Consider the following 23493-nt stretch of genomic DNA (forward strand, 5'->3'; position numbering starts at 1 on the left):
GCGTAGTGGTGGCGCCGGATCAGTTGGCGGCCTGTTTTGTCGGCTTGTCGGCGTCGGGCGAGGCGAGCGGCGTGCCGGTCGCGTCGAACCCGCCGCCCAGTGCCTTGATCAGCGCAAGCTGCATATCGCGTCGGCGCATCTTCAGATTGGTCACCGTCTGCTCCGATGCGAGGCGGTTGCTGTCCGCGGTCAGCACCTGAAGTTGCGGCGACAGGCCGGCCTTGTAGCGGATCACGGCGAGATCGTACGCGCGCGTCGACGCGTCGAGCGCGCGTTGCGCGTCGCCCATCTGGCGATCGACCGAGCGGATCGACGCGACTTGCGTTGCGACGTCGTTCAGCGCGTTGATCAGCGTCTGGTTGTAGTTCGCCACCGACAGGTCGAAGTCCGCATAGCGACCCTTGAGCTGGGCGCGCAGCGCACCGGCGTCGAAGATCGGCAGGTGGATCGCCGGGCCGAACTGCGCCTGGCGGCTCGCGAAGTTCAGGAATTTGCCCCAGCCGAACGCATCGAAGCCGAAGCCGGCCGCGAGGTTCACGTCGGGGTAGAACTCGGCTTTCGCTTCCTTCACGTCGTGCATCGCGGCCTCGACCTGCCAGCGCGCGGCGACGATGTCGGGGCGGCGCGAGACGAGGTCGGCCGGCAGGTTGCCGGGCAGCGCGACTGCACCGCTCGGGTTCATCACGGGCGCCGCGATCTGCAGCCCGCGATCGGGGCCCTTGCCGAGCAGCGCGGCGAGCTGATAGCGCACCGTCGTGATCTGGCCGTCGAGATCCGACAGCGAAGCCTGGGTCGTCGCGATGTTGCCGCGGGCCGTCTGGCGTTCGACGTTGGTATCCAGGCCGGCCGACACGCGGCCGTCGGTGATCTTGCCGACCGTCTCGCGGTTGGAGATCTCGCGTTGCGCGATGTCGCGCAGCGCATAGAGCTGTGCGAGCGAGTTATAAGTGCGTGCGACCGACGACGCGAGCGTGATGCGTGCCTGCTGCATGTCGGCTTCGGCGGCCTTTTCCTGCGACACGGCGGTGTGCAGGCGTTCTCGGTTCTTGCCCCACAGGTCGAGTTCCCACGACGCGCTCGCGAGCACGTTGTTCTCGCTGTACCACTGGCCGCCGTACGGCGGCGGGAACAGCGCGTTCGACGAATACAGCTCGCGCGTCCACGAATAGCTGGCCTCGGCCTTCGGCAGCAGGTTCGAACGCGACGATTCGATGTACGACGACGCCTTCGCGATGCGTGCCTGCGCCTGCGCGATCGACGGACTGCCCTGAAGGGCCTCGTCGATCAGCTTCGGCAATTGCGGATCGCCGAACTGGCTGGCCCAGTCGAGCGCCGGCCACTGGCCGCCCTGGGCCGGCAGGCTCTGGGCGGATTCGAATTGCGACGCGGGGGCGATCTGCTTGTCGCTCTTGATGCCGATGTAGTTCGCGCAGCCCGCCAGCGCGAGTGCGGCGACCGCGGCGGCGACGGCGGCGCGGCACGACCCGGTGCGCACGGACAACGGGGAGGTTTTCATCGCGCTGACCCCTGACTCGGAATGAATGATGGACACTGCAAGGATTTCCTTACATTAATCTGTCAAAAGTAATTGTTATGGCAACTATTACGCGATGCTGCCGCCGGCCGTCTCGCAATAGTTGCTGAGAATGCGGCGCAGCATGCTCTTCAGGAACCCGACTTCTTCCGGCGTGAACCCGTCCAGCACCTGGTCGAGCACGCTGCGGAAAATGGGCGGCAGCCGTTCGGCAAGCGCGCGGCCTTCGTCGGTCAGCTCGAGGCGCACGACGCGCCGATCCTCGATGCTGCGGACGCGGGACAGCAGGCCGCGTTTCTCGACCCGGTCGAGCAGGCGCGTGACCGCGCTCGCGTCGATCCCGTATTCGCGCGCGAGTTCGGCGGCCGTCGAGCACTTGCCGACCGCGATCATGAACAGCATGCTCGCCTGCGTGCCCGTGATGCCGAGCTCTTCCTGCGTGCGTTGCGTGACGAGGTTGGTCATCACCGACTTCACGCGCGACATCAGATAACCGACGCTGTCGTTCATCTGATACGAAGACAGCGGCGAAACGGGCGATGGGGTAGAGGAATCCGACATAAAACCCTGAAACTGCAATAGTTGACTAGGCAGTATTATAGGTACAATTGCTTGCCGCGGCAAATGTTAATCGAACGGCAAAGGGCGCGCTTTGTGTTGCCAGAAGCCCTTGTTGCGATAAGGTTTTTCGGCTTGCCGACGGCGGCGCCTTCAGTCGATTTGCACGTTCGGGGGAGGGTGGGCAGGCCCGGTTTGTTGCGCTGCAACGTACTCGCCAGCTCTCGACACGCCCACGTGCTATAATTTCATGCTTTCCAAACTGCAATGCGCGCGCCCGTGAAAAACGAGCGGGCGCGTTTGCGCGTTCAAACGATTTCCAGGTTTCTATGACCCGCGCCCTTCGCAATATCGCCATCATCGCCCACGTCGACCACGGCAAGACTACGCTCGTCGACCAACTGCTCCGCCAGTCCGGCACCTTCCGCGAGAACCAGCAGATTGCGGAGCGGGTGATGGACTCGAACGACATCGAAAAGGAGCGCGGGATCACGATTCTCGCGAAGAACTGCGCGGTCGAATACGAAGGCACGCACATCAACATCGTCGACACGCCGGGGCACGCGGACTTCGGTGGCGAGGTCGAGCGCGTGCTGTCGATGGTCGACTCGGTGCTGCTGCTCGTCGACGCGGTCGAGGGCCCGATGCCGCAGACGCGCTTCGTCACGAAGAAGGCGCTCGCGCTCGGCCTGAAGCCGATCGTCATCGTCAACAAGGTCGACCGTCCGGGCGCGCGGATCGACTGGGTCATCAACCAGACCTTCGACCTGTTCGACAAGCTTGGCGCAACCGAAGAGCAGCTCGACTTCCCGATCGTCTACGCATCGGGCCTGAACGGCTATGCGTCGCTCGACCCGGCTGCGCGCGAGGGCGACATGCGCCCGCTGTTCGAGGCGGTCCTCGAGCACGTGCCGGTCCGCCCGGCCGATCCGGAAGCGCCGCTGCAGCTCCAGATCACGTCGCTCGACTATTCGACGTACGTCGGCCGGATCGGCGTCGGCCGCATCACGCGCGGCCGCATCAAGCCGGGCCAGCCGGTCGTGATGCGCTTCGGCCCGGAAGGCGACGTGCTGAACCGCAAGATCAACCAGGTGCTGTCGTTTACGGGCCTCGAGCGCGTGCAGGTCGAGTCGGCCGAAGCGGGCGATATCGTGCTGATCAATGGCATTGAAGACGTCGGCATCGGCGCGACGATCTGCGCGGTGGATACGCCGGAAGCGCTGCCGATGATCACCGTCGACGAGCCGACGCTGACGATGAACTTCCTCGTCAACTCGTCGCCGCTCGCCGGCCGCGAAGGCAAGTTCGTGACGAGCCGCCAGATCCGCGACCGCCTGATGAAGGAACTGAACCACAACGTCGCGCTGCGCGTGAAGGACACGGGCGACGAAACGGTGTTCGAAGTGTCGGGGCGTGGCGAACTGCATCTGACGATTCTCGTCGAGAACATGCGTCGCGAAGGCTACGAGCTGGCCGTGTCGCGTCCGCGCGTCGTGATGCAGGAAATCGACGGCGCGAAGCACGAGCCGTACGAACTGCTGACGGTCGACGTCGAGGACGAGCACCAGGGCGGCGTGATGGAAGAACTCGGCCGCCGCAAGGGCGAGATGCTCGACATGGCGTCGGACGGCCGCGGCCGCACGCGTCTGGAATACAAGATCTCGGCGCGCGGCCTGATCGGCTTCCAGAGCGAATTCCTGACGCTCACGCGCGGCACGGGCCTGATGAGCCACATCTTCGACTCGTACGCACCGGTCAAGGAAGGCTCGGTCTTCGAGCGCCGCAACGGCGTGCTGATCTCGCAGGACGACGGCGCCGCCGTGGCATATGCGCTGTGGAAGCTGCAGGATCGCGGCCGCATGTTCGTGAAGCCGGGCGATGCGCTGTATGAGGGCATGATCATCGGTATCCACAGCCGCGACAACGACCTCGTCGTGAACCCGATCAAGGGCAAGCAGCTGACCAACGTGCGTGCGTCGGGCACCGACGAAGCCGTGCGTCTCGTGCCGCCGGTCCAGATGTCGCTGGAATACGCGGTCGAGTTCATCGACGACGACGAACTGGTCGAAGTGACGCCGCAGTCGATCCGTCTGCGCAAGCGTCACCTGAAGGAGCACGAGCGTCGCCGCGCGAGCCGCGAAGGCGCGGTCGACTAAGCGTTTCGACCGTTCCCGTGCATGACGGAAAAGGCTGCCCCCGGGCAGCCTTTTTTGCATCTGCGCGGAGCGCAATCGGGTTGTCTGCAAAGCACTGTTACCGGGGCGCGTGGCAATCCGGCAAAACCCCGCCACGCGGTGCTTTCAGGCACATTTCGCCGTGAACTTTGGTATCGGTTCTGTGATATGCTGCGCGCACGCAAGTTTTAGGTCCTTCCAAGCAAGACTTGATTCGCAATCCGCTAAACGGTCAGGCCGTGTCGCGGAAGGTTGAGTAACCCGCTATTTCTCGAGAAGCTCGAAGAAAGGTGAGCGTAAAATGTCAGATGTAATGAAGCAGTTTCAGCTGAACTCCTATCTGTTCGGCGGCAATGCTTCGTACGTTGAAGAACTGTACGATGCATACCTCAATAATCCGGCGTCAGTGCCCGAGAACTGGCGAGAGTATTTCGACGCGCTGCAGAATGTGCCTGCAACGGACGGTTCGAATGCCAATGACGTCGCGCATTTCCCGATCGTCGAATCGTTCGCCGAGCGAGCGAAGGCCAATGCCTTCATCCCGCGCGAAAGCGGCACCAATCTGGCTGCGGCGCGCAAGCAAGTCCACGTCCAGTCCCTCATCAGCGCCTATCGCTTCCTTGGTTCGCAATGGGCCAATCTGGATCCGCTGAAGCGTCGCGAACGTCCCGCCATTCCCGAACTCGAACCCGCGTTCTACGACTTCTCCGAAGGCGACCTCGACCAGACGTACAGCGCGAGCAACCTGTATTTCGGTTTCGACCAGGCTTCGCTGCGCGACATCGTCAAGGGTCTGCGCGACACGTACTGCGGCACGATCGGCGCCGAGTACATGTACATCAGCGATCCGGAGCAGAAGCGCTGGTGGCAGGAGCGTCTGGAGTCGACCCGCGCGACGCCGAACTTCTCGACGGACGAGAAGAAGCACATCCTGAATCGCCTGACGGCCGCTGAAGGCCTCGAGCGCTACCTGCACACCAAGTACGTCGGCCAGAAGCGCTTCTCGCTCGAAGGCGGCGAAAGCTTCATCGCGTCGATGGACGAAGTCGTCCAGCACGCGGGCAAGCGCGGCGTGCAGGAAATCATCATCGGCATGGCCCACCGCGGCCGCCTGAACGTGCTGGTCAACACGCTGGGCAAGATGCCGGCCGACCTGTTCGCCGAATTCGAAGGCAAGCACGTCGACGACCTGCCGGCCGGCGACGTGAAGTACCACAAGGGCTTCTCGTCGGACGTGTCGACGGAAGGCGGCCCGGTCCACCTGTCGCTCGCGTTCAACCCGTCGCACCTCGAAATCGTGAACCCGGTGGTCGAAGGTTCCGCGAAGGCGCGGATGGACCGTCGCGGCGACGAAGACGGCCTGCAGGTGCTGCCGGTGCAGATCCACGGCGATGCGGCCTTCGCGGGCCAGGGCGTCGTGATGGAAACGCTGAACCTCGCGCAGACGCGCGGTTACGGCACGCACGGCACGCTGCACATCGTCATCAACAACCAGATCGGCTTCACGACGTCCGACCCGCGCGATGCGCGTTCGACGCTGTACTGTACCGACGTGGTCAAGATGATCGAGGCGCCGGTGCTGCACGTGAACGGCGACGATCCGGAAGCCGTGATCCTCGCGACGCAGATCGCGATCGATTACCGGATGCAGTTCCACAAGGATGTCGTGATCGACATCGTCTGCTTCCGCAAGCTGGGTCACAACGAGCAGGACACGCCGGCCGTCACGCAGCCGCTGATGTACAAGAAGATCGCGCAGCACCCGGGCACCCGTGCGCTGTACGCCGAGAAGCTCGTGCAGCAGGGCGTGATCACCGCGGAAGACGCCGACAACTTCGTGAAGGCGTACCGCAAGGCGATGGACGACGGTCACCACACGGTCGACCCGGTCCTGTCGAACTACAAGAGCAAGTACGCGGTCGACTGGGTGCCGTTCCTGAACCGCAAGTGGACGGATGCAGCCGACACGGCCGTGCCGCTCGCCGAACTGAAGCGCCTCGGCGAACGCATCACGACGGTTCCGGAGAACTTCAAGGTTCACCCGCTCGTCGAGCGCGTGATCAACGACCGCCGCAACATGGCGCGCGGCGACCAGCCGCTCGACTGGGGCATGGGCGAGCACCTCGCGTTCGCGTCGCTCGTTGCATCGGGCTACTCGGTCCGCCTGACCGGCCAGGATTCGGGCCGCGGCACGTTCACGCACCGTCACGCGGTGCTGCACGACCAGAACCGCGAGCGCTGGAACGACGGCACGTACGTGCCGCTGCAGAACATCGCCGAAGGCCAGGCGAAGTTCACGGTGATCGACTCGGTGCTGTCGGAAGAAGCGGTGCTGGGCTTCGAATACGGTTACTCGACCGCCGAGCCGAACACGCTCGTGCTGTGGGAAGCGCAGTTCGGCGACTTCGTCAACGGCGCGCAGGTCGTGATCGACCAGTTCATCTCGTCGGGCGAAGTGAAGTGGGGCCGCGTGTCGGGTCTCACGATGCTGCTGCCGCACGGCTATGAAGGCCAGGGTCCGGAGCACTCGTCGACCCGTATCGAGCGTTTCCTGCAACTGTGCGCGGATCACAACATGCAGGTCGTTCAGCCGACGACGCCGGCGCAGATTTTCCACCTGCTGCGTCGCCAGATGATCCGCCTGTTCCGCAAGCCGCTGATCGTCGCAACGCCGAAGTCGCTGCTGCGTCACAAGGAAGCCGTGTCGGACCTGTCGGAACTGGCGAAGGGTTCGTTCCAGCCGGTGCTGGGCGAAACCGACGGCGGCATCGACGCGAAGAAGGTCAAGCGCGTGCTGGCATGCTCGGGCCGCGTGTATTACGACCTCGTCGCACATCGCCGCGAAGCGAAGGCGAACGACGTCGCGATCATCCGTATCGAGCAGCTGTATCCGTTCGCGCACAAGCAGTTCGAAACGGAAATGAAGAAGTACGAGAACGCGACTGAAGTGGTCTGGGTGCAGGACGAGCCGCAGAACCAGGGTCCCTGGTTCTACGTCGAGCACCATCTGAAGGAAGGCATGAAGGACGGGCAGAAGCTGGCATACAGCGGCCGTCCGGCTTCGGCCTCGCCGGCGGTTGGCTACTACGCGAAGCACTACGAGCAGCAGAAGGCCCTGATCGAAGGTGCTTTCGGCCGCCTGAAGAGCGCATCGATCGCGAAATAACCGACGGAAGCGAAACGGGAAGGCGCGCTGCGCTTTCCCGTCTCTTTTGGCCCGCCGGGCGCGTCGCGCGCCGCTTCGGCCGAAGGAATCGCACGAACCTCGTCACACCCCAGATTAAGCATCCAGGAAAATCACATGGCTATCGTAGAAGTCAAAGTCCCCCAGCTTTCGGAGTCGGTTTCGGAAGCCACCATGCTGCAGTGGAAGAAGAAGCCGGGCGAAGCAGTCGCGCAGGACGAAATCCTGATCGAACTCGAGACCGACAAGGTCGTGCTCGAAGTGCCGGCACCGGCCGCGGGCGTGCTCGCGCAAGTGCTGCAGAACGACGGTGACACGGTGGTTGCCGATCAGCTGATCGCGACGATCGACACCGAAGCGAAGGCAGGTGCAGCCGAAGCAGCGGCGGGCGCCGCCGAAGTCCAGCCGGCAGCAGCGCCTGCTGCAGCCGCACCGGCAGCACAGCCGGTCGCCGCAGCCGCATCGTCGACCACCGCATCGCCGGCCGCATCGAAGCTGCTGGCCGAGAAGGGCCTGTCGGCGGGCGACGTCGCAGGTTCGGGCCGCGATGGCCGCGTCACGAAGGGCGACGCGCTGGCCGCGGGCAGCGCACCGAAGGCCGCACCGGCCGCCGCACCGGCCAAGGCCGCTGCGAAGCCGTCGCTGCCGGACGTGAAGGTGCCGGCGTCGGCAACGACCTGGCTGAACGACCGTCCGGAACAGCGCGTGCCGATGTCGCGCCTGCGTGCGCGTATCGCCGAGCGTCTGCTCGAATCGCAGCAGACCAACGCGATCCTGACGACGTTCAACGAAGTCAACATGGCTCCGGTCATGGAGCTGCGCAACAAGTACAAGGACAAGTTCGAGAAGGAACATGGCGTGAAGCTCGGCTTCATGTCGTTCTTCGTGAAGGCGGCCGTGCATGCGCTGAAGAAGTTCCCGCTCGTGAACGCGTCGATCGACGGTAACGACATCGTCTACCACGGCTACTTCGACATCGGTATCGCCGTCGGCTCGCCGCGCGGCCTCGTCGTGCCGATCCTGCGCAACGCGGATCAGCTGAGCCTCGCCGACATCGAGAAGAAGATCGCCGAATTCGGCCAGAAGGCGAAGGACGGCAAGCTGTCGATCGAGGAAATGACGGGCGGTACGTTCTCGATCTCGAACGGCGGCGTGTTCGGCTCGATGCTGTCGACCCCGATCATCAACCCGCCGCAGTCGGCAATCCTCGGCGTGCACGCGACGAAGGAACGTCCGGTCGTCGAAAACGGCCAGATCGTGATCCGTCCGATCAACTACCTCGCGCTGTCGTACGACCACCGGATCATCGACGGTCGCGAAGCCGTGCTGTCGCTCGTCGCGATGAAGGATGCGCTCGAGGATCCGGCACGCCTGCTGCTCGACCTGTAAGCCGAGTTTCACCGCATTGACCCGCTCCGCACGGGCGCGCAGACGCGCGACCGTGCGGATGCACAAGAAGAAAGGATTGTCATGTCCAAGGAATTTGACGTCGTCGTGATCGGCGCAGGCCCCGGCGGCTACATCGCCGCGATCCGCGCCGCACAGCTCGGCAAGACCGTTGCCTGTATCGAAAAGTGGAAGAACCCGGCCGGCGCGCTGAAGCTCGGCGGCACGTGCCTGAACGTCGGCTGCATCCCGTCGAAGGCGCTGCTCGCGTCGTCGGAAGAGTTCGAGAACGCGTCGCACCACCTGGCCGACCACGGTATCGCGGTCGACGGCGTGAAGATCGACATCGCGAAGATGCTCGGTCGCAAGGACGGCATCGTCGAAAAGATGACGAGCGGGATCGAGTTCCTGTTCAAGAAGAACAAGATCACCTGGCTGAAGGGCCATGGCAAGTTCGCCGGCAAGACCGACGCCGGCGTGCAGATCGAAGTGAGCGGCGAGGGCGAAACCGAAGTCGTCACCGCGAAGAACGTGATCATCGCGACGGGCTCGAAGGCGCGTCACCTGCCGGGCGTCCCGGTCGACAACAAGATCGTGTCGGATAACGAAGGCGCGCTGACGTTCGACTCGGTGCCGAAGAAGCTCGCCGTGATCGGCGCAGGCGTGATCGGTCTCGAGCTCGGCTCGGTGTGGCGCCGCCTGGGTGCCGAAGTGACGGTGCTCGAAGCGCTGCCGGCATTCCTCGGCGCGGCCGACGAAGCGCTCGCGAAGGAAGCGGCCAAGCTGTTCAAGAAGCAGGGCCTCGACATCCATCTCGGCGTGAAGATCGGCGAAGTGAAGGCGACCGCGGACGGCGTGTCGATCGCCTACACGGACAAGGACGGCAACGCGCAGACGCTCGACGCCGACCGCCTGATCGTGTCGGTCGGCCGCGTGCCGAACACCGACAACCTCGGCCTCGAGGCGATCGGCCTGAAGGCGAACGAGCGCGGCTTCATCGACGTCGACGACCACTGCCGCACGGCGGTGCCGAACGTCTACGCGATCGGCGACGTGGTGCGCGGCCCGATGCTGGCGCACAAGGCGGAAGACGAAGGCGTGCTGGTCGCGGAAGTGATCGACGGCCAGAAGCCGCACATCGACTACAACTGCATTCCGTGGGTGATCTACACGTACCCGGAAATCGCATGGGTCGGCAAGACGGAGCAGCAGCTGAAGGCGGAAGGCCGCGAGATCAAGTCGGGCAAGTTCCCGTTCTCGATCAACGGCCGCGCGCTCGGCATGAATGCACCGGACGGCTTCGTGAAGATGATTGCGGACGCGAAGACCGACGAGCTGCTCGGCGTGCACGTGATTGGCGCGAACGCGTCGGACCTGATCGCGGAAGCCGTCGTGGCGATGGAATTCAAGGCGGCGTCGGAAGACATCGCCCGCATCTGCCATCCGCACCCGTCGATGTCGGAAGTGATGCGCGAAGCGGCGCTCGCCGTCGACAAGCGCTCGCTGAACAGCTGAGCACGGTGTAGCGCCTGCCGGCCATCGGCCGGCGCAGCCGTCTCATGACGAAGGCGGGCGGGGTTTCCCGCTCGCCTTCGGTCTTTCCGGTTTGCCCGATGAACGTCACCGAATACTACACGCGCGAACTGACCACGCGCGGCTATCAGTCCGATCCCGCGCAGCGCGCGGCCGTCGATCGCCTGCAGCGCTGTTTCGACGAGTGGGTCGAGTACAAGGCGCGCCGCTCGAACGCGTTCAAGAAGCTCATCAATCATCCGGACCTCCCGCGCGGCGTCTACATGTGGGGCGGCGTCGGTCGCGGCAAGAGCTTCCTGATGGATAGCTTCTACGCGGTCGCACCCGTGCAGCGCAAGACGCGCCTGCATTTCCACGAATTCATGCGCGAAGTGCACCGCGAGCTCGAGGAACTGAAAGGGCAGGCCGATCCGCTCGACGAACTTGCTCGGCGCATCGCGAAGCGCTACCGGCTGATCTGTTTCGACGAGTTCCATGTGTCGGACATTGCCGACGCGATGATCCTGTACCGTCTGCTCGACCGCCTGTTCAACAACGGCGTGCAGTTCGTGATGACGTCCAATTACGATCCCGACGACCTGTATCCGGACGGGCTGCATCGCGACCGCATGCTGCCGGCGATCGCGCTGATCAAGGACAAGCTCGACGTGCTCAACGTCGACGCGGGCGTTGATTATCGCCAGCGCACGCTCGCGCAGGTGAAGATGTATCACACGCCGCTTGGCGCGGACGTCGATCGCGAACTGCGCCACGCATTCGCGCAGCTTGCCGCGGTACCCGACGAGAGCCCGATCCTGCATATCGAGAAGCGCGAGCTGAAGGCGCTGCGCAAGGCGGACGGCGTCGTTTGGTTCGACTTCGCGACGCTGTGCGGCGGCCCGCGATCGCAGAACGACTATCTCGAACTCGCGAGCCGCTTCCACGCGATCGTGCTGTCCGAGGTGCCGCAGATGTCGCCGCGGATGGCGTCCGAGGCACGCCGCTTCACCTGGCTCATCGATGTACTGTACGACCACAAGGTCAAGCTGCTGATGTCCGCGGCGGTGCCGGCGGAGCAGTTGTACGTCGAAGGCCCGATGGCCAATGAATTTACGCGCACGGTCTCGCGAATCACCGAGATGCAATCGAAGGAGTACCTCGAAACGCCGCGCCGCATCGTCGATACTTCGCTGACTTGATAGCGATTTTCGGCAATTGACGGGATTCAAACGTCAATTCCGGTCAAATACTCGGAATCTCGGGGTATTTTCGGATTTGTCTTATATTCATCGTTGAGGTGAGCCGATATCGTTGTGTCATGGTTACCAAGGCTGGAGATGTCCATGACACCGTATCGCGATTTGACCGACCACGAGTGGCGCTGCGTCGTGCCGCTTCTGCCCGAAATGCAGCCGCGCACCGAGTTGCGCGGCCGGCCGTTAGCCAATACGCGTGCCGTTCTGAACGGCGTGCTATGGGTGATCTACAGCGGCGCAACGTGGTCGGCCATGCCACGCCGTTACCCTTCGTATCAGACGTGCCATCGCCGCTTCAAGGTCTGGCACGAGACGGGCACGTTGATGAATATCATGCGTGAACTCTATGGCGACGCAGGCATGAATCTGTGCAACGAACTGTCCGCACGGATGCGCAAGCACACGCAATCGAAGGCGGCGGAGGCGCGTAGCAACGCGGCACCCGCATATCGCACACCGGGTGGTTATGCGTCGGACACGATGAAGCACGCGGCGTGATACCCGTCGGTTTCTGCTGCCGCACGCACCCAAAGAAAATCGGCCTGACGACTTCGTCGCAGGCCGATTTTTTCATTGCGCCGCGCGTTTCAGCGCATGCCGTGTTATTGCTGGCGAACCCAGGTCTGCGACCGGCCGAGCAGCGACACGCCGATGTAACCGCGCACGACGAGTTTCTGGCCGCCGTCTTCAAGCGTCATCTTGCACTTGTAGACCTTGCCGTTTTCCGGGTCGAGAATGTTGCCGCCATCCCAGTGATCGCCGTCCTTCTTCATCGCCTTGATGATCGTCATGCCCTTGATGAGTTGATCCTTGCGCTCGTCCGAGCAGGCGGTGCAGCGGCGATCGGGCGTATCATTCGCGCCGAGGCCCTTGACGACCTTGCCCGACAACGCACCGTCGCCGTCGTCGGCGATCTGCACGAGTGCCTTCGGCTTGCCCGTGTTGTCGTCGATCGTCTGCCACATGCCGATCGGGCTGTCGGCTTGTGCGAATGCGTGGGTAGCACAGGCGAGCAATGCGCCGGCGACTGCCAGTGCGCGCAACGGGCGGGTCAGTTGAATCATTGTCATCCTCCTTGATTTTGCATGTCGTGTTCGATGCGCCCGCACGACCGTCTGCATGGGGCGGGCATGTTGCGAGCTTCGCCAGAATACGTGAAACCGCGCGCCAAGTTTTATAGAGGGGACTCTAATCGAAACAGCCCGCGTGACGCGGGCTGTTTGGTGAACGATCAGTTGAGCTGATACGAGAATGCTGCGTTGATGCGCGGGCTGCGCGATGCGCTTTCGACGGGCGCATCGCCGACGGGTTTCGCGACGTTCAGGTCGAGACTGTAGAAACGGCTGTCGGTGAACCGCACGCCGATGCCGACCGACGACATGCGGCTCGGCGACGGCGTGCCCGCGTGCAGATACACGCGCGCCATGTCATACGCGATGTACGGCGTGACGGATTTCATGTATGTCCAGCCCGGCGTGAAGCCGCGGTTGACCTCCAGCGACATCCCCCATCCCGAGTCGCCCGATGCTTCGCCGGGCTGGTAGCCGAGCGCGTAGCGTGTCGAGCCGAACGAGATCTGCTCGGACGTCGGCAGCGAGTCGGGGCTGTATTGCCCGGTCAGCGAAACCGACGTGCCGATCCGGAACGGCCATTCGTTGGTTTGCGTGAAGGTCGCGCCGGTACGCACGAAGGTCAGCGATGTCGGGTCGGCATAGGTCGTCGTGGTGCCGCCGTTCGTGCCGATTTGCGATTTCGATGCGCCGAGGATGTCGAACGCCTTGGCGACGTTGACGCTGAGCTTCCGCACCTGTTTCGGCTGGACGTTCGTGTAGTCGAGTTGCAGTTGCAGCACGCGAACCTGCGACCGGTTGTCGAGCGTCGCGCCGTTGATCTGGTTCTGGTAATTGTCCTCGTTGTGCGCCGCATAGCCCGACACCGTGCCGAGCAGGCTGCGCTGGTTGTTCAGCAGTATCGGATAGGATGCCGAAAGACCGAGTTTTTCGTTCTTGACCGTACGCTGGACATACGACGGCAGCCCCGGGTTGTCGGTCGGCTTGCCGCGATAGGTGCTCGCGTCGAGGCGCGTGATCAGGCCGCTGCTGCCGACGGGCACCGCACCGCTGAATGCGAAGTAGGTTTGCTTGTCGCGTCCCGGCGGCGCCAGCGCGGAGATGCTCAGTTGCTCGCCGAACGACGTGAGGCCGTTTTCGGTCGCGGTAATGAGGCCCTGGACACCCGGGTGATTGAAGTCGATACCGGTGCTGACGTTGAACGGCTTGCGGTCGACCGCGAGTTCGAGTGTCGTGGCACCGTCGGTGGTTTGCGGCGGCGGCACGTTCGCCTTCACCGTGAGGCCGGGCAGCAGGCCGAACGTGTTCACGTAGCGCTCGAACGTCGCGCGGCGCAGCGGGCGATCGGCCGTGATATGCGCGGCGATCGCGCGAATCTTCGGTTCCATCGCACCGGGCTTGCCGGTGACCTTGACGTCCGACACGTAGCCTTCGACAACCGTGATGCGCACGACGCCGTTCTCGAACGTCTGCGCGGGAACGAACGCGAACGACAGCGCGTAGCCGCGATCCTGGTAGAGCTTCGTCACGCCGTTGGCGGTTTCGATCAGCTCGCCGATCGTGATGTCCTTACCGACGAGGGGCGTGAAGCGACGCGAGATTTCGTCGAACGGCACCGACTTCACGCCTTCGACCTGGAATGTCTTCGGCGTCAGGCGTCGCGACAGCAGCTCCTGCAGTTGTGGTGCCTGGGGCGCGACCTGCACGGTGACGTTCGGGCCGGTTTTCGGCGCGTTGATCTGGGGCAGGGAGTCGAGCGGGTTACCTCCGACGCGCGTTTGTGCTTGTGCCGTGCTTGCTGCCGCGATGGCGAGCAGCATCATCCATCTGTCGAGTCTGGATTTCATTGTTCTTCCTCGTAGGCCTTGCTTTTCGTCTTCTTTCTAATGCGGGCGCGCGACACCAGGGTGTCGCGCGCCGCGTGCCGCCATGCCGGATGTATTGGTACGGCCGCGCCATCCGCTCCGGCTGCGGAGGCGCGACCGTCCTCCTTACTTGCCAACGCTACCCAGCGTGCCCAGCAACCCCGTTACCGGCGCAAGCAGACCTGTCGAGCCGCCGCCCGACGATGCCGTACCCGAGACGCTGCCGATCAGCGACGTGACCGGCGCGAGCGGGCTCGAACCCCCGGATCCTGCTGCACCGCCGACTGCTCCCGTGACAGTATTCAGCAAACCGGTGACCGGCGCGAGAGGGTTTGCACTGCCTGCGCCGCCCGTTGCGCCGCCGAGCGTACCGGTGACCGTCGACACGAGATTCGTGACGGGGGCGAGCGGGCCGCCGCTGCCGCCGGCCGCGCCGCTCAGTGCGCCGGTAACCGTGGAGACGAGGCCGGTGACCGGTGCGAGCGGGCCGCTGCCCGAGCCGCCCGCTGCACCGCCAAGTGCGCCCGTGAGCGAGCCGAGCGGCGTCGAGCCGAGACCCGACAGCAGGCCGCCGAGCGGGTTCGTCGAGCCGGAACCCGACGACGTGCCGTTCTGGACGTTAGCCGTCGAGCCGCCGACGAGGCTCGTGATCAGGCCGGGGATCGGTGCCGCGCCGTTCGGACCGTTCGGGTTGACGAGGCCGCCCGCGTTGGTCACGGTATTGCCGACCGCGGTCACGAGCTGACCGACGTCGCCGACGAGCGGCTGGCTCGACGTGCCGCCGACCTGCTTGCCGGCCGAGCTGATCGCACCGCCGACCTGGCCGAGCAGGCCCGAGACGGGTTGACCGAGGCCCGTCGTCGTGCCGACCTGTTGCGTGACCTGGCCGGCGGTGATCACGAGCGGCGTGATCGCCGAGCTGAGCGGCTGCGTAACCTGCTGCACGGCACCCGACGACAGCGTCGAACCGATCGTCGTGCCGGCGGCCGTCAGGCCGTTGGCGACCGTGTCGAGCACGGTGCCGACCGGAGTCGTGACCGGCGCGAGCGGCGCGAGCGGGCCCGTGCCGAGTGCCTTGACCGTCGAACTCAGGCCGGAAACCGTGTTGCTTGTCGCGCCGACGACATTGCCGAGACCGGCAACCGTGGTGCCGACCGGATCCTTCGTCGAGCCGATCTGTCCCAGCCCGTTGCTCACGGCATCGGCGGCTGCACCGACGATCGTGCCGGTGCTGGAGAGCGTGCTGCCGACGCCCTTCGTCACGCCGTCGCCGAGGCCCGGCAGGCTGATGTTGCCAACCGTGCTGCCGAGATCGGTGGCCGTCTGGCCGACCGTGCTGACGACACCCTTCGTGCCGGTGGACGTGCCGCTGGTGCCACTTGTGCTGGGCGTGCCGCTCGTGCTGCTCTGGCCGTTGTTGCTGCTGGTCGGCGGCGAGCTGACGCCGCCGCCGCCGCAGGCGGCCAGCAGGCAGGCTGCGGCGAAGGCGGTGAGGGGTACGCGCCACTGGCGCAGGGCTGCCGTCGTGAGGGAACGTTGCTGGGACATGAAGGACTCCTCGCTGTCTTTTCGATGAATGGATCTTGGTTTACTTGCCGTGCGTGCCGCCGAGCAGGCCGCCGATCAGCGACGTGACGGGCGCGAGCGGATTCGACGACGAGCCCGAGTTCGTGACTGCACCCGTGCCGCCGGTCAATGCCGGTGCGCCGACCGTGCTGGTGACCGTGGACACCACGTTCGTCACCGGAGCGAGCGGGCTGCTGCCGCCCGAGCCGCCCGTCGCGCCGCCGAGTGCGCCCGTGACTGCGCCGAGGAGACCCGTGACCGGCGCGAGCGGGCCGCCGCTCGTACCGCCCGTTGCACCGCCCAGTGCGCCGGTGACCGTCGAGACGAGGCCGGTGACCGGGGCGAGCGGACCGCCGCTGCCACCTGCTGCGCCACCCAGTGCACCGGTGACCGTCGAGACGAGACCGGTGACCGGGGCGAGCGGGCCGCCGCTGCCGCCTGCTGCGCCGCCCAGTGCGCCGGTAACCGTGGAAACGAGGCCGGTGACCGGAGCGAGCGGGCCGCTGCCACCACCCGCTGCGCCGCCGAGTGCGCCGGTGACGGTGGAAACGAGGCCGGTGACCGGGGCGAGCGGGCCGCTGCCGCCACCCGTTGCGCCTCCGAGTGCGCCGGTGACGGTGGAGACGAGGCCGGTGACCGGAGCGAGCGGGCCGCTGCCGCCACCCGTTGCACCACCCAGTGCGCCGGTGACGGTCGAGACGAGGCCCGTGAGCGGTGCGAGCGGGTTGGTCACGCCGCCGGTGCCGCCCGTGAGCAGGCCGCCGACGGCCTTCACGGTGTTGCCGGTCGACGAGACGGTGTTGCCGAGGCCCGTCGTGACAGGGTTGCCGCCCGTCGACGCGAGCAGCGCACCGGCCTGGTTCAGGCCATTGCCGATCGTGCCGAGCAGCGTGTTGACCGGCGCGCCGAGGCCGGTCGCCGTGCCGATCGTCTGGGTCGTCTGACCGACCATGGTCGTGATCGGCGTGATGGCCGAGCTGACCGTCTGCGTGACTTGCTGGATCGGGCCGGTCGACAGCACGTTGGTGAGCGTGTTGCCGCCGTTCGATACGGCGCCGCCGAGCGTCGACACGAGGCCGCCGACGGCACCCGTGACCGGTGCGAGCGGCGACAGCGGGCCGCTGCCGAGGCTCGTGACCAGGTTGCCCGTCTGCGTGACTGCGCCGCCGAGCTGATTGACCACGCCGCCCGTGCTGGCGACCGTGGTGCCGATCGGATCCTTCGTCGCGCCGAGTTGGCCGAGACCGTTGCCGAGGCCGTTGCCGAGTGCGGTAACGGCGCCGCCTACGCTTTGCACGATGCCGCCCGCGGCTTGCGTGGTGGCCGGGTTGACGCCCGGCAGTGACTGGCCGGAGATGACGGTGCCGAGACCCGAGACGGTCCCGCCGACACCCGTGACGATATTGCTGCCGCTTGCGAGGACAGTTCCCACTGCGTTCGACGACACACCCGAGGTGCCGGAGGTGCCGCTCGTTCCCGAGGTGCCGCTGGTGCCGGACGTGCCGCTCGTTCCCGAGGTGCCGGTGCCGCTGGTGCCGGAGGTGCCGCTCGTGCCCGACGTCCCACTGGTGCCGGAGGTGCCGCTCGTGCCCGAGCCGCCGCCGCCCGACGTGGAGATCGCATCGCCGGTGCCCGAGCTGGAGCCGCCGCCGAGGCCTTGGCTGATGGAACCGGAGCCGCCGCACGCGGAGAGGGAAAGCATGGCTGCAACGGTGGCCGCGATCAGAGTCGTCCGGAACACGCCATGGGGGATAACCTTGATGTCCATTTCATCCTCGCATTAAAAATGTCTTGTGAACTTCGTTGTGTTGAGTGGTGCGAGGACTACTCTGCAACTGTCGTGCCATTTCGATGGCCGACGGTTCGACGACAGGTTTTAAACGAGGCAATTCCTTGTCGGAAAAGGAAGTTATGGAAATTGAAAGATTGTTGAATCTGTTTAAGTGCAGACGAATGAGAACGGTTTCGGCCGTTTCGTAACGTAACGTCACAACATTGGTGTTACGCGTGCGACGTAACGTAGGGCCCCTACGGGCTTGGTGGACAGGGCAATTGTTTTACTGGTGGATTAGGTGTGCACATCTAACCTATCGTAAATCCTATGTGTAAGACGTACCGAAACGCCGTACAAATACGTTGTGCTCCTGGTCATTTTTTTCGATCCATGCCGTTAAAAGAGGTTGGAAGTTAAATAGGATCGGATATAGAATCCGGAGCAGATGTAAGCAAATGTACGGTTCGGTACACAACGTTCGAGGAGGGTCACTATCGCGAATGTTAACTTGCATCAAATCGTGAGACATGCCCTTCGGGGCGACCTATAAAGAAAGCGCACCCGGTTGACGCTAACGCAGATGTGGCGAACGACGCGGGGCAAGGGCCAGATATGCGGGGATGTATACGTATAAAAGGCCAAAGAACGTAAATACAGGCACGAGGAATAAAATGAAAGCAATGATGATTCGCTTCCTTAAGGAAGAAGACGGGGTTACCGCAGTCGAGTACGGACTCATCGCCGGACTTGTCGCCGTCGCTCTTGTCACTGCCGTTGGCACGTTGACGGGTGGCATCTCGGGGGCGTTTACCTACATCGCCAACCAGTTGCCGAAGGCATAACGAGCGAGCTTTTGCTCATCTCCCTGTTGTTAGGGACGCGGATTGCTTCGGCAATCCGCGTAGGTAAGTTTTGCCGCTCGGGGCGTAAATGATCCTGCTAACTGGCGTCGGGGTTTTCCTCGCGTGGGCGGTGCTCGTCGCGCTCGAGGACATCCGTCATAGGCGTATACCGAATTCACTGGTGATCGGTGGATTCGTGTCTGCATTTGTACTCTCCGGACATAATCCATTTGGCATATCCGTGAATCAGGCGCTGATTGGCGCATTGATCGGCATTGTCAGTCTTTTCCCATTTTTCGTGCTGCGCATAATGGGTGCCGCGGATGTCAAGGTATTCGCGGTGCTTGGCGCGTGGTGCGGCCCCCATGCGTTGTTTTGGCTCTGGATCGTGGCGAGCCTGCTCGCGTTCGCCCATGCCGGCGCGCTGGTCTTCGCAACCCGTACGCCCGTATCCGCGTTGTGGCAGCGGCGCTCGCCGACGCTGGAGATCGCCGGTTTCCGGGCATCGCCGTATGCCGCGTTTCTCGTGATTCCGGCGGTGCTGTGGTGCGGATACCGGATTGCGACCGGGGGGATGCAATGACGATGATTCGTTCTGTCCCCGGAATGCGGCGTCGCGAGCGTGGTTCGACGGCGGTCGAATTCGCACTGATGCTGCCGGTGTTCTTTCTGATCCTGTACGCGATCATCACGTACGGAATGATCTTCGCCGCGCAGCAAAACCTGACGCTTGCGGCGACGGAAGGCGCACGCGCCGCGTTGAACTATCAGCAGGTCGGAGCGGCTGCGTCGGTGCAGGCAGCGCAGCAAGCCGCGCTCGCGGCGCGGGCCCAGGCCGCCTGCACGGCCGCAACGAATCTGACCACGTGGCTGAAGGGGGCGACGTGCGCGCAGACGCAACAAGGCAGCTGTTCGTACGATGCGACGATGTTATGCGTGCAGATCACGCTGACCTATCCGTACTCGCAGAACCCACTGATCCCGTCGTTCCCGCTGCTCGGTTCGCTGTTGCCGGTGCCGTCGACGCTCACCGGAACGGCGATGGTGCAGATCAGCCCGGTCAACATCATTTAGACGACAGCGATGGTGTCGTGCCGGGTCGAGGGCGCCCGGTCGTCAACGTTGCGCGGAGAATTCAATCGTGAGTAGCGGGGAAACATAACAACATCATGGCCAACAATCTGACGAAGATCATTGCGGGCTTGCTGATCGCGATTGCGGTCCTGCTCGGCGTCTATGCGTGGATGCTCGGACGCAAGCCCGTGGACGTCACGCCGGTCGCGTCGACGGTCGCGACGCAAAGCGTGCCTGTCGTCGTGGCAACACGGCCATTGCAAGCTGGCCAGCCGATTCCGGCCGATGCACTGAAGGTTCAGCAGTCGACCGCCGCGCCGCAGGGCGCGTTCGCCGATCCGCTGCAGCTGGTCGGCCGCATCCCGGCTGCCGACATTCCGGCGCAGGCGGCCGTCGTCGCAAGCGCACTGTCGTCCGGCCTTGCCGAGCAGATCGAGCCGGGAGAGCGGGCCGTCGCGATCAAGGTCGACGAAACCAACGCGGTCGGTAACCGTGTGCGGCCCGGCAACTATGTCGACGTGTTCCTGAACCTGAAGCGCGACGGGACTGGCGTGGCGATAGGCGGGACGTCGACGGCCGAGATCGTGAATACGCAGGCACGGCTGCTGATGTCGAAGATCCGCGTGCTGTCGTTTGGCGACGCAACGACCGAGCGCGACAGTTCGAACGGCTCCGTGGTCGGCATGCGGACCGCGGTGCTTGCCGTGCCGACCGCGCAGGTTGACGCACTGACGCTCGCCGAGCAGAGCGGCCGGCTCGTGCTCGCGCTTCGCAACCCGCGCGACGACGATGTCGCGGCGCAGACCGTCGCGGTTCGTGTAGGTGACGACAAGAGCCCGTCGGCGCTTGCTGCTTCTGGCGTGGTGCTCGGAGAGTTGTCGAAGAGTGCGACGACAGCGCCGGCCCCGCGTGCGGCGCCGCGGCTGGTCACGCGGCATGCGAGCGGCGGCAGCATCGAAGTGATTCGGGGTGGGCGGACCGAAACGGTCGCCTACTGAGCGGCACGAAGACGACAACCAGAGAAGGGGGGCGGTTCGATGCCTCCAAAACAATGAAAAAGAAACTGATTGGATTAGCTATTGCATTGAGCGCGCTGGCCATGCCGCCGCTGTCGGACGCGGCCGACACGAGCGGGACGATCAGCCTGGCGGTCGGCGCGCAACGGCAGATCGCGACGGGGCATGCGCTGCAGCGGGTTGCGGTCGGCGATCCGTCGGTTGCCGACGTGCTCGTCGTGAAGGGCGGGCATGGCGGCGTGCTGCTCGTCGCGAAGAACGCCGGGGCGACGAACGTGATGATCTGGGAACGCGGTCGCGACGAGCCGACCGTCTACAACGTGAACGTCACGAGCGGCGCGGCACGTGCACTGCTCGACGGCGCATCGCCGAGCGTGAATACATACGGCGGTACGACGGTGATCGGCGGTGCGTCCGGGACGCTCGACGGGCATCAGCGGGCGGTTCATGCGGCGAAGTCGGTCAGCGGCAAGGACGGGACGACCATCGACGCGTCGACGATCTCCGGCAAGAACGTCGTGCAGGTCGACGTGCGCGTCGTCGAATTCAGCCGTACGGTGCTGAAGCAGGCGGGCCTCAACTTTTTCAAGCAGAGCAACGGCTTTTCGTTTGGCGCATTCGCGCCGACGGGGCTGACATCGATTACCGGGACGCCGGGCGGTTCGCTCACGTACAACACGAACGTGCCGATTTCGTCGGCGTTCAATCTCGTCGTCAATTCGATGTCGCGCGGGTTGTTCGCCGACCTGTCGATTCTCGAGGCGAACAATCTCGCCCGCGTGCTCGCGCAGCCCACGCTCGTTGCGTTGTCCGGCCAGAGCGCGAACTTCCTCGCGGGTGGTGAGATTCCGGTGCCGGTTCCGCAATCGCTCGGCACGATCTCGATCGAATGGAAGCCCTATGGTGTCGGGCTGACCGTCACGCCGACCGTGCTGAACCCGCGCCGGATCGCGCTGAAGGTCGCTCCCGAGTCGAGCCAGCTCGACTTTGTGCACTCGATCACGATCAACGGCGTCCAGGTGCCGGCGCTGACGACGCGGCGCGCGGATACGACCGTCGAGCTCGGCGATGGCGAAAGCTTCGTAATCGGCGGTTTGATCGACCGCGAGACCACGTCCAACGTCAACAAGGTGCCGTTCCTGGGGGATCTGCCCATCATCGGCGCGTTTTTCAAGAATCTGAGCTACCAGCAAGCCGACAAGGAACTCGTGATCATCGTTACGCCGCATCTCGTCGCGCCGATCGCGCAGGGTGCACCGCTGCCGGCGACCCCGGGCGAGCTGTCCGAGCAGCGCGACGGTCCCGTGTGGCGTTCGTATCTGGGCGGCATGGCATCGCCGGACGCAGGGCCGGGGTTCTCGAAATGAGCGCGCCGAATTGTTACGGGACAGCGCAGGCCGTCGCGCACGACGCGATGCCTTGCTTCATTGGGAGTATCCAAGATGAATGCGAGAACCTATTCTTTGGCTGAGCCCGCCGTCACCGACCACTTCGTCTGCGCATCCTCGCATGCGGAGCGCGTGCAATGGCTGTCCCGGTCGCTGGTCTCGGCCGGCGCGGTCGAGGGGGCGCCGCTCGACGGTGCGGCGCTGTCGCAGCGTATCGGCGTATTGAATCCGGCACTGGTATTCATCGATTTCTCGGGGGATTGCGCGGCGGCGAGTACGGTTGTGGCTGCGGTGCGCGTGTCGCATCCGGGTGTGCCGGTCGTTGCGCTGGGCTCGCTCGCGCAACCCGAGGGCGCACTCGCCGCGCTGCGCGCGGGGGTACGCGACTTCGTCGATTTTTCCGCACCGGCCGACGAGGCGCTGCGTATCACGCGTGTGTTGCTCGACAACGCCGGCGAGCCGGCGCACCGCCACGGCAAGGTCACTGCGTTGCTCGGCGCGCGCGCCGGGATGGGGGTGAGCACGCTCGCCGCGAACCTGTCGATACTGATGCAGCGGCGGGCCGCCGATCCCGCGCACGCAGCCGCGCTCCTCGATCTCGGGTTGCCGGCTGGCGACGGCGCGCTATTCCTGAACACGCGCTGCGAATTCCATTTCGTCGAGGCGGTGCGCAACCTGCGCCGGATCGACCGCACGTTCGTGACGACCGCGCTCGCGCGCCATTCGAGCGGTGCCGCGCTGACGACGCTGCCACCGAACCTCGCCGATCTGCGCGAAGTGGCAACCGCGTCGTGCGCGGCGTTGCTGAACCGGCTGCGCGCGTTCTTCGATCACCAGATCGTCGATCTCGGCGGTTTCCCGAATCGCGAATTCATTGCGCAGGTCGTGAATCTTGCGGACGAGGCATGGCTCGTTTGCGACCAGGGCGTGGCATCGGTCGTATCGGCAGTCGAGATGCTGGACGGGTTGCGCGAGGTAGGTGCCGCGACCGAACGGATCCGGCTCGTCGTCAACCAGTTCGACGCCGAGCTCGGGCTGATGCCCGCGCAGATCGCCGAACGGCTGGGGCTGTCGCTGGTCGCGACGCTGCCGTCGCGGCGCGTATCGATCGGACATGCCGCGAACCAGGGCAAGCTGATTGCCGAGGTCGCGGAGCGCGATCCGTACGTGCGTGCGCTCGGGTCGCTGGTCGAGCACCTCGCGGGTACGCCGTCGCCGGGAGCGGCACAGCGTGCGGCGGGCGGCCTGTCGGCACTCAGGCGAATCATTCAATCCTCTACGAAGCGGTCGTAAG

At 64.7% G+C, this 23493-nt stretch carries 18 protein-coding genes; 12 read left to right on the forward strand and 6 right to left on the reverse strand.

The genetic code is table 11. From position 1 onward, the window contains the following. Positions 1–19: 19 nt before the first annotated feature. Both ACN22W_RS07760 and ACN22W_RS07765 read right to left on the reverse strand, forming a co-directional pair. Complete coding sequence (locus ACN22W_RS07760; protein ID WP_129514402.1) at positions 20–1516, reverse strand: efflux transporter outer membrane subunit; 1497 nt, start codon at positions 1514–1516, stop codon at positions 20–22. An 87-nt stretch (positions 1517–1603) separates the two neighbouring features. Further along, the gene (locus ACN22W_RS07765; RefSeq protein WP_129514403.1) at positions 1604–2095 is read right to left on the reverse strand and encodes a MarR family winged helix-turn-helix transcriptional regulator; all 492 of its coding nucleotides are present in this window, start codon (positions 2093–2095) and stop codon (positions 1604–1606) included. 326 nt (positions 2096–2421) lie between these two features. Between ACN22W_RS07765 and typA the strand changes: the two genes are divergently transcribed. From typA to ACN22W_RS07795, 6 genes are all read left to right on the forward strand, one after another. Further along, complete coding sequence (gene typA / locus ACN22W_RS07770) at positions 2422–4248, forward strand: translational GTPase TypA (protein WP_048244023.1); 1827 nt, start codon at positions 2422–2424, stop codon at positions 4246–4248. A 319-nt stretch (positions 4249–4567) separates the two neighbouring features. Further along, positions 4568–7432, forward strand: a complete 2865-nt coding sequence (locus ACN22W_RS07775; RefSeq protein ID WP_129514405.1) for a 2-oxoglutarate dehydrogenase E1 component — start codon at positions 4568–4570, stop codon at positions 7430–7432. 135 nt (positions 7433–7567) lie between these two features. Continuing rightward, positions 7568–8839 (forward strand): 2-oxoglutarate dehydrogenase complex dihydrolipoyllysine-residue succinyltransferase, encoded by a 1272-nt coding sequence (odhB, locus tag ACN22W_RS07780; RefSeq protein ID WP_048244020.1) that lies wholly within the window; start codon positions 7568–7570, stop codon positions 8837–8839. 81 nt (positions 8840–8920) lie between these two features. After that, positions 8921–10351 (forward strand): dihydrolipoyl dehydrogenase, encoded by a 1431-nt coding sequence (lpdA, locus tag ACN22W_RS07785; RefSeq protein WP_129514406.1) that lies wholly within the window; start codon positions 8921–8923, stop codon positions 10349–10351. Between the two features lie 98 nt (positions 10352–10449). Further along, on the forward strand, positions 10450–11547 hold the full coding sequence (gene zapE / locus ACN22W_RS07790) for a cell division protein ZapE (RefSeq protein WP_193098230.1): 1098 nt from the start codon (positions 10450–10452) through the stop codon (positions 11545–11547). A 144-nt stretch (positions 11548–11691) separates the two neighbouring features. Continuing rightward, complete coding sequence (locus ACN22W_RS07795) at positions 11692–12102, forward strand: transposase (RefSeq protein ID WP_193098231.1); 411 nt, start codon at positions 11692–11694, stop codon at positions 12100–12102. 104 nt (positions 12103–12206) lie between these two features. On the opposite strand, the gene ACN22W_RS07800 is transcribed toward ACN22W_RS07795, so the two are convergent. The 4 genes from ACN22W_RS07800 to ACN22W_RS07815 all read right to left on the reverse strand — a co-directional run bounded on the left by ACN22W_RS07800 (position 12207) and on the right by ACN22W_RS07815 (position 17873). Further along, positions 12207–12668, reverse strand: coding sequence for a DUF2147 domain-containing protein (locus ACN22W_RS07800; RefSeq protein WP_419687142.1), 462 nt, complete (start codon positions 12666–12668; stop codon positions 12207–12209). Positions 12669–12835: 167 nt separating this feature from the next. After that, positions 12836–14521, reverse strand: a complete 1686-nt coding sequence (locus ACN22W_RS07805) for a ShlB/FhaC/HecB family hemolysin secretion/activation protein (protein WP_129514410.1) — start codon at positions 14519–14521, stop codon at positions 12836–12838. A gap of 144 nt (positions 14522–14665) precedes the next feature. Continuing rightward, complete coding sequence (locus ACN22W_RS07810; RefSeq protein WP_419687144.1) at positions 14666–16087, reverse strand: collagen-like triple helix repeat-containing protein; 1422 nt, start codon at positions 16085–16087, stop codon at positions 14666–14668. Between the two features lie 40 nt (positions 16088–16127). Beyond that, positions 16128–17873 (reverse strand): collagen-like triple helix repeat-containing protein, encoded by a 1746-nt coding sequence (locus ACN22W_RS07815; RefSeq protein WP_419687145.1) that lies wholly within the window; start codon positions 17871–17873, stop codon positions 16128–16130. A 677-nt stretch (positions 17874–18550) separates the two neighbouring features. Here ACN22W_RS07815 and ACN22W_RS07820 point away from each other — a divergent pair. The 6 genes from ACN22W_RS07820 to ACN22W_RS07845 all read left to right on the forward strand — a co-directional run bounded on the left by ACN22W_RS07820 (position 18551) and on the right by ACN22W_RS07845 (position 23492). Beyond that, complete coding sequence (locus ACN22W_RS07820; protein ID WP_129514414.1) at positions 18551–18721, forward strand: Flp family type IVb pilin; 171 nt, start codon at positions 18551–18553, stop codon at positions 18719–18721. 88 nt (positions 18722–18809) lie between these two features. Further along, positions 18810–19304: an A24 family peptidase gene (locus ACN22W_RS07825; RefSeq protein ID WP_419687147.1), complete on the forward strand. Its 495-nt coding sequence runs from the start codon at positions 18810–18812 to the stop codon at positions 19302–19304. Positions 19305–19306: 2 nt separating this feature from the next. After that, positions 19307–19795, forward strand: coding sequence for a TadE/TadG family type IV pilus assembly protein (locus tag ACN22W_RS07830; protein ID WP_419687149.1), 489 nt, complete (start codon positions 19307–19309; stop codon positions 19793–19795). 95 nt (positions 19796–19890) lie between these two features. Beyond that, positions 19891–20793, forward strand: a complete 903-nt coding sequence (gene cpaB, locus ACN22W_RS07835; RefSeq protein ID WP_419687150.1) for a Flp pilus assembly protein CpaB — start codon at positions 19891–19893, stop codon at positions 20791–20793. Positions 20794–20846: 53 nt separating this feature from the next. After that, positions 20847–22178 carry a type II and III secretion system protein family protein gene (locus ACN22W_RS07840; RefSeq protein ID WP_419687152.1) on the forward strand — a complete coding sequence of 444 codons (1332 nt, stop codon included), beginning with the start codon at positions 20847–20849 and terminating at the stop codon, positions 22176–22178. A gap of 75 nt (positions 22179–22253) precedes the next feature. Continuing rightward, positions 22254–23492: a fimbrial protein gene (locus ACN22W_RS07845; protein WP_129514419.1), complete on the forward strand. Its 1239-nt coding sequence runs from the start codon at positions 22254–22256 to the stop codon at positions 23490–23492. Position 23493: the final 1 nt, after the last annotated feature.

This window comes from Burkholderia theae (assembly GCF_048565265.1).
In the GTDB taxonomy this organism is placed as follows: domain Bacteria; phylum Pseudomonadota; class Gammaproteobacteria; order Burkholderiales; family Burkholderiaceae; genus Burkholderia; species Burkholderia theae.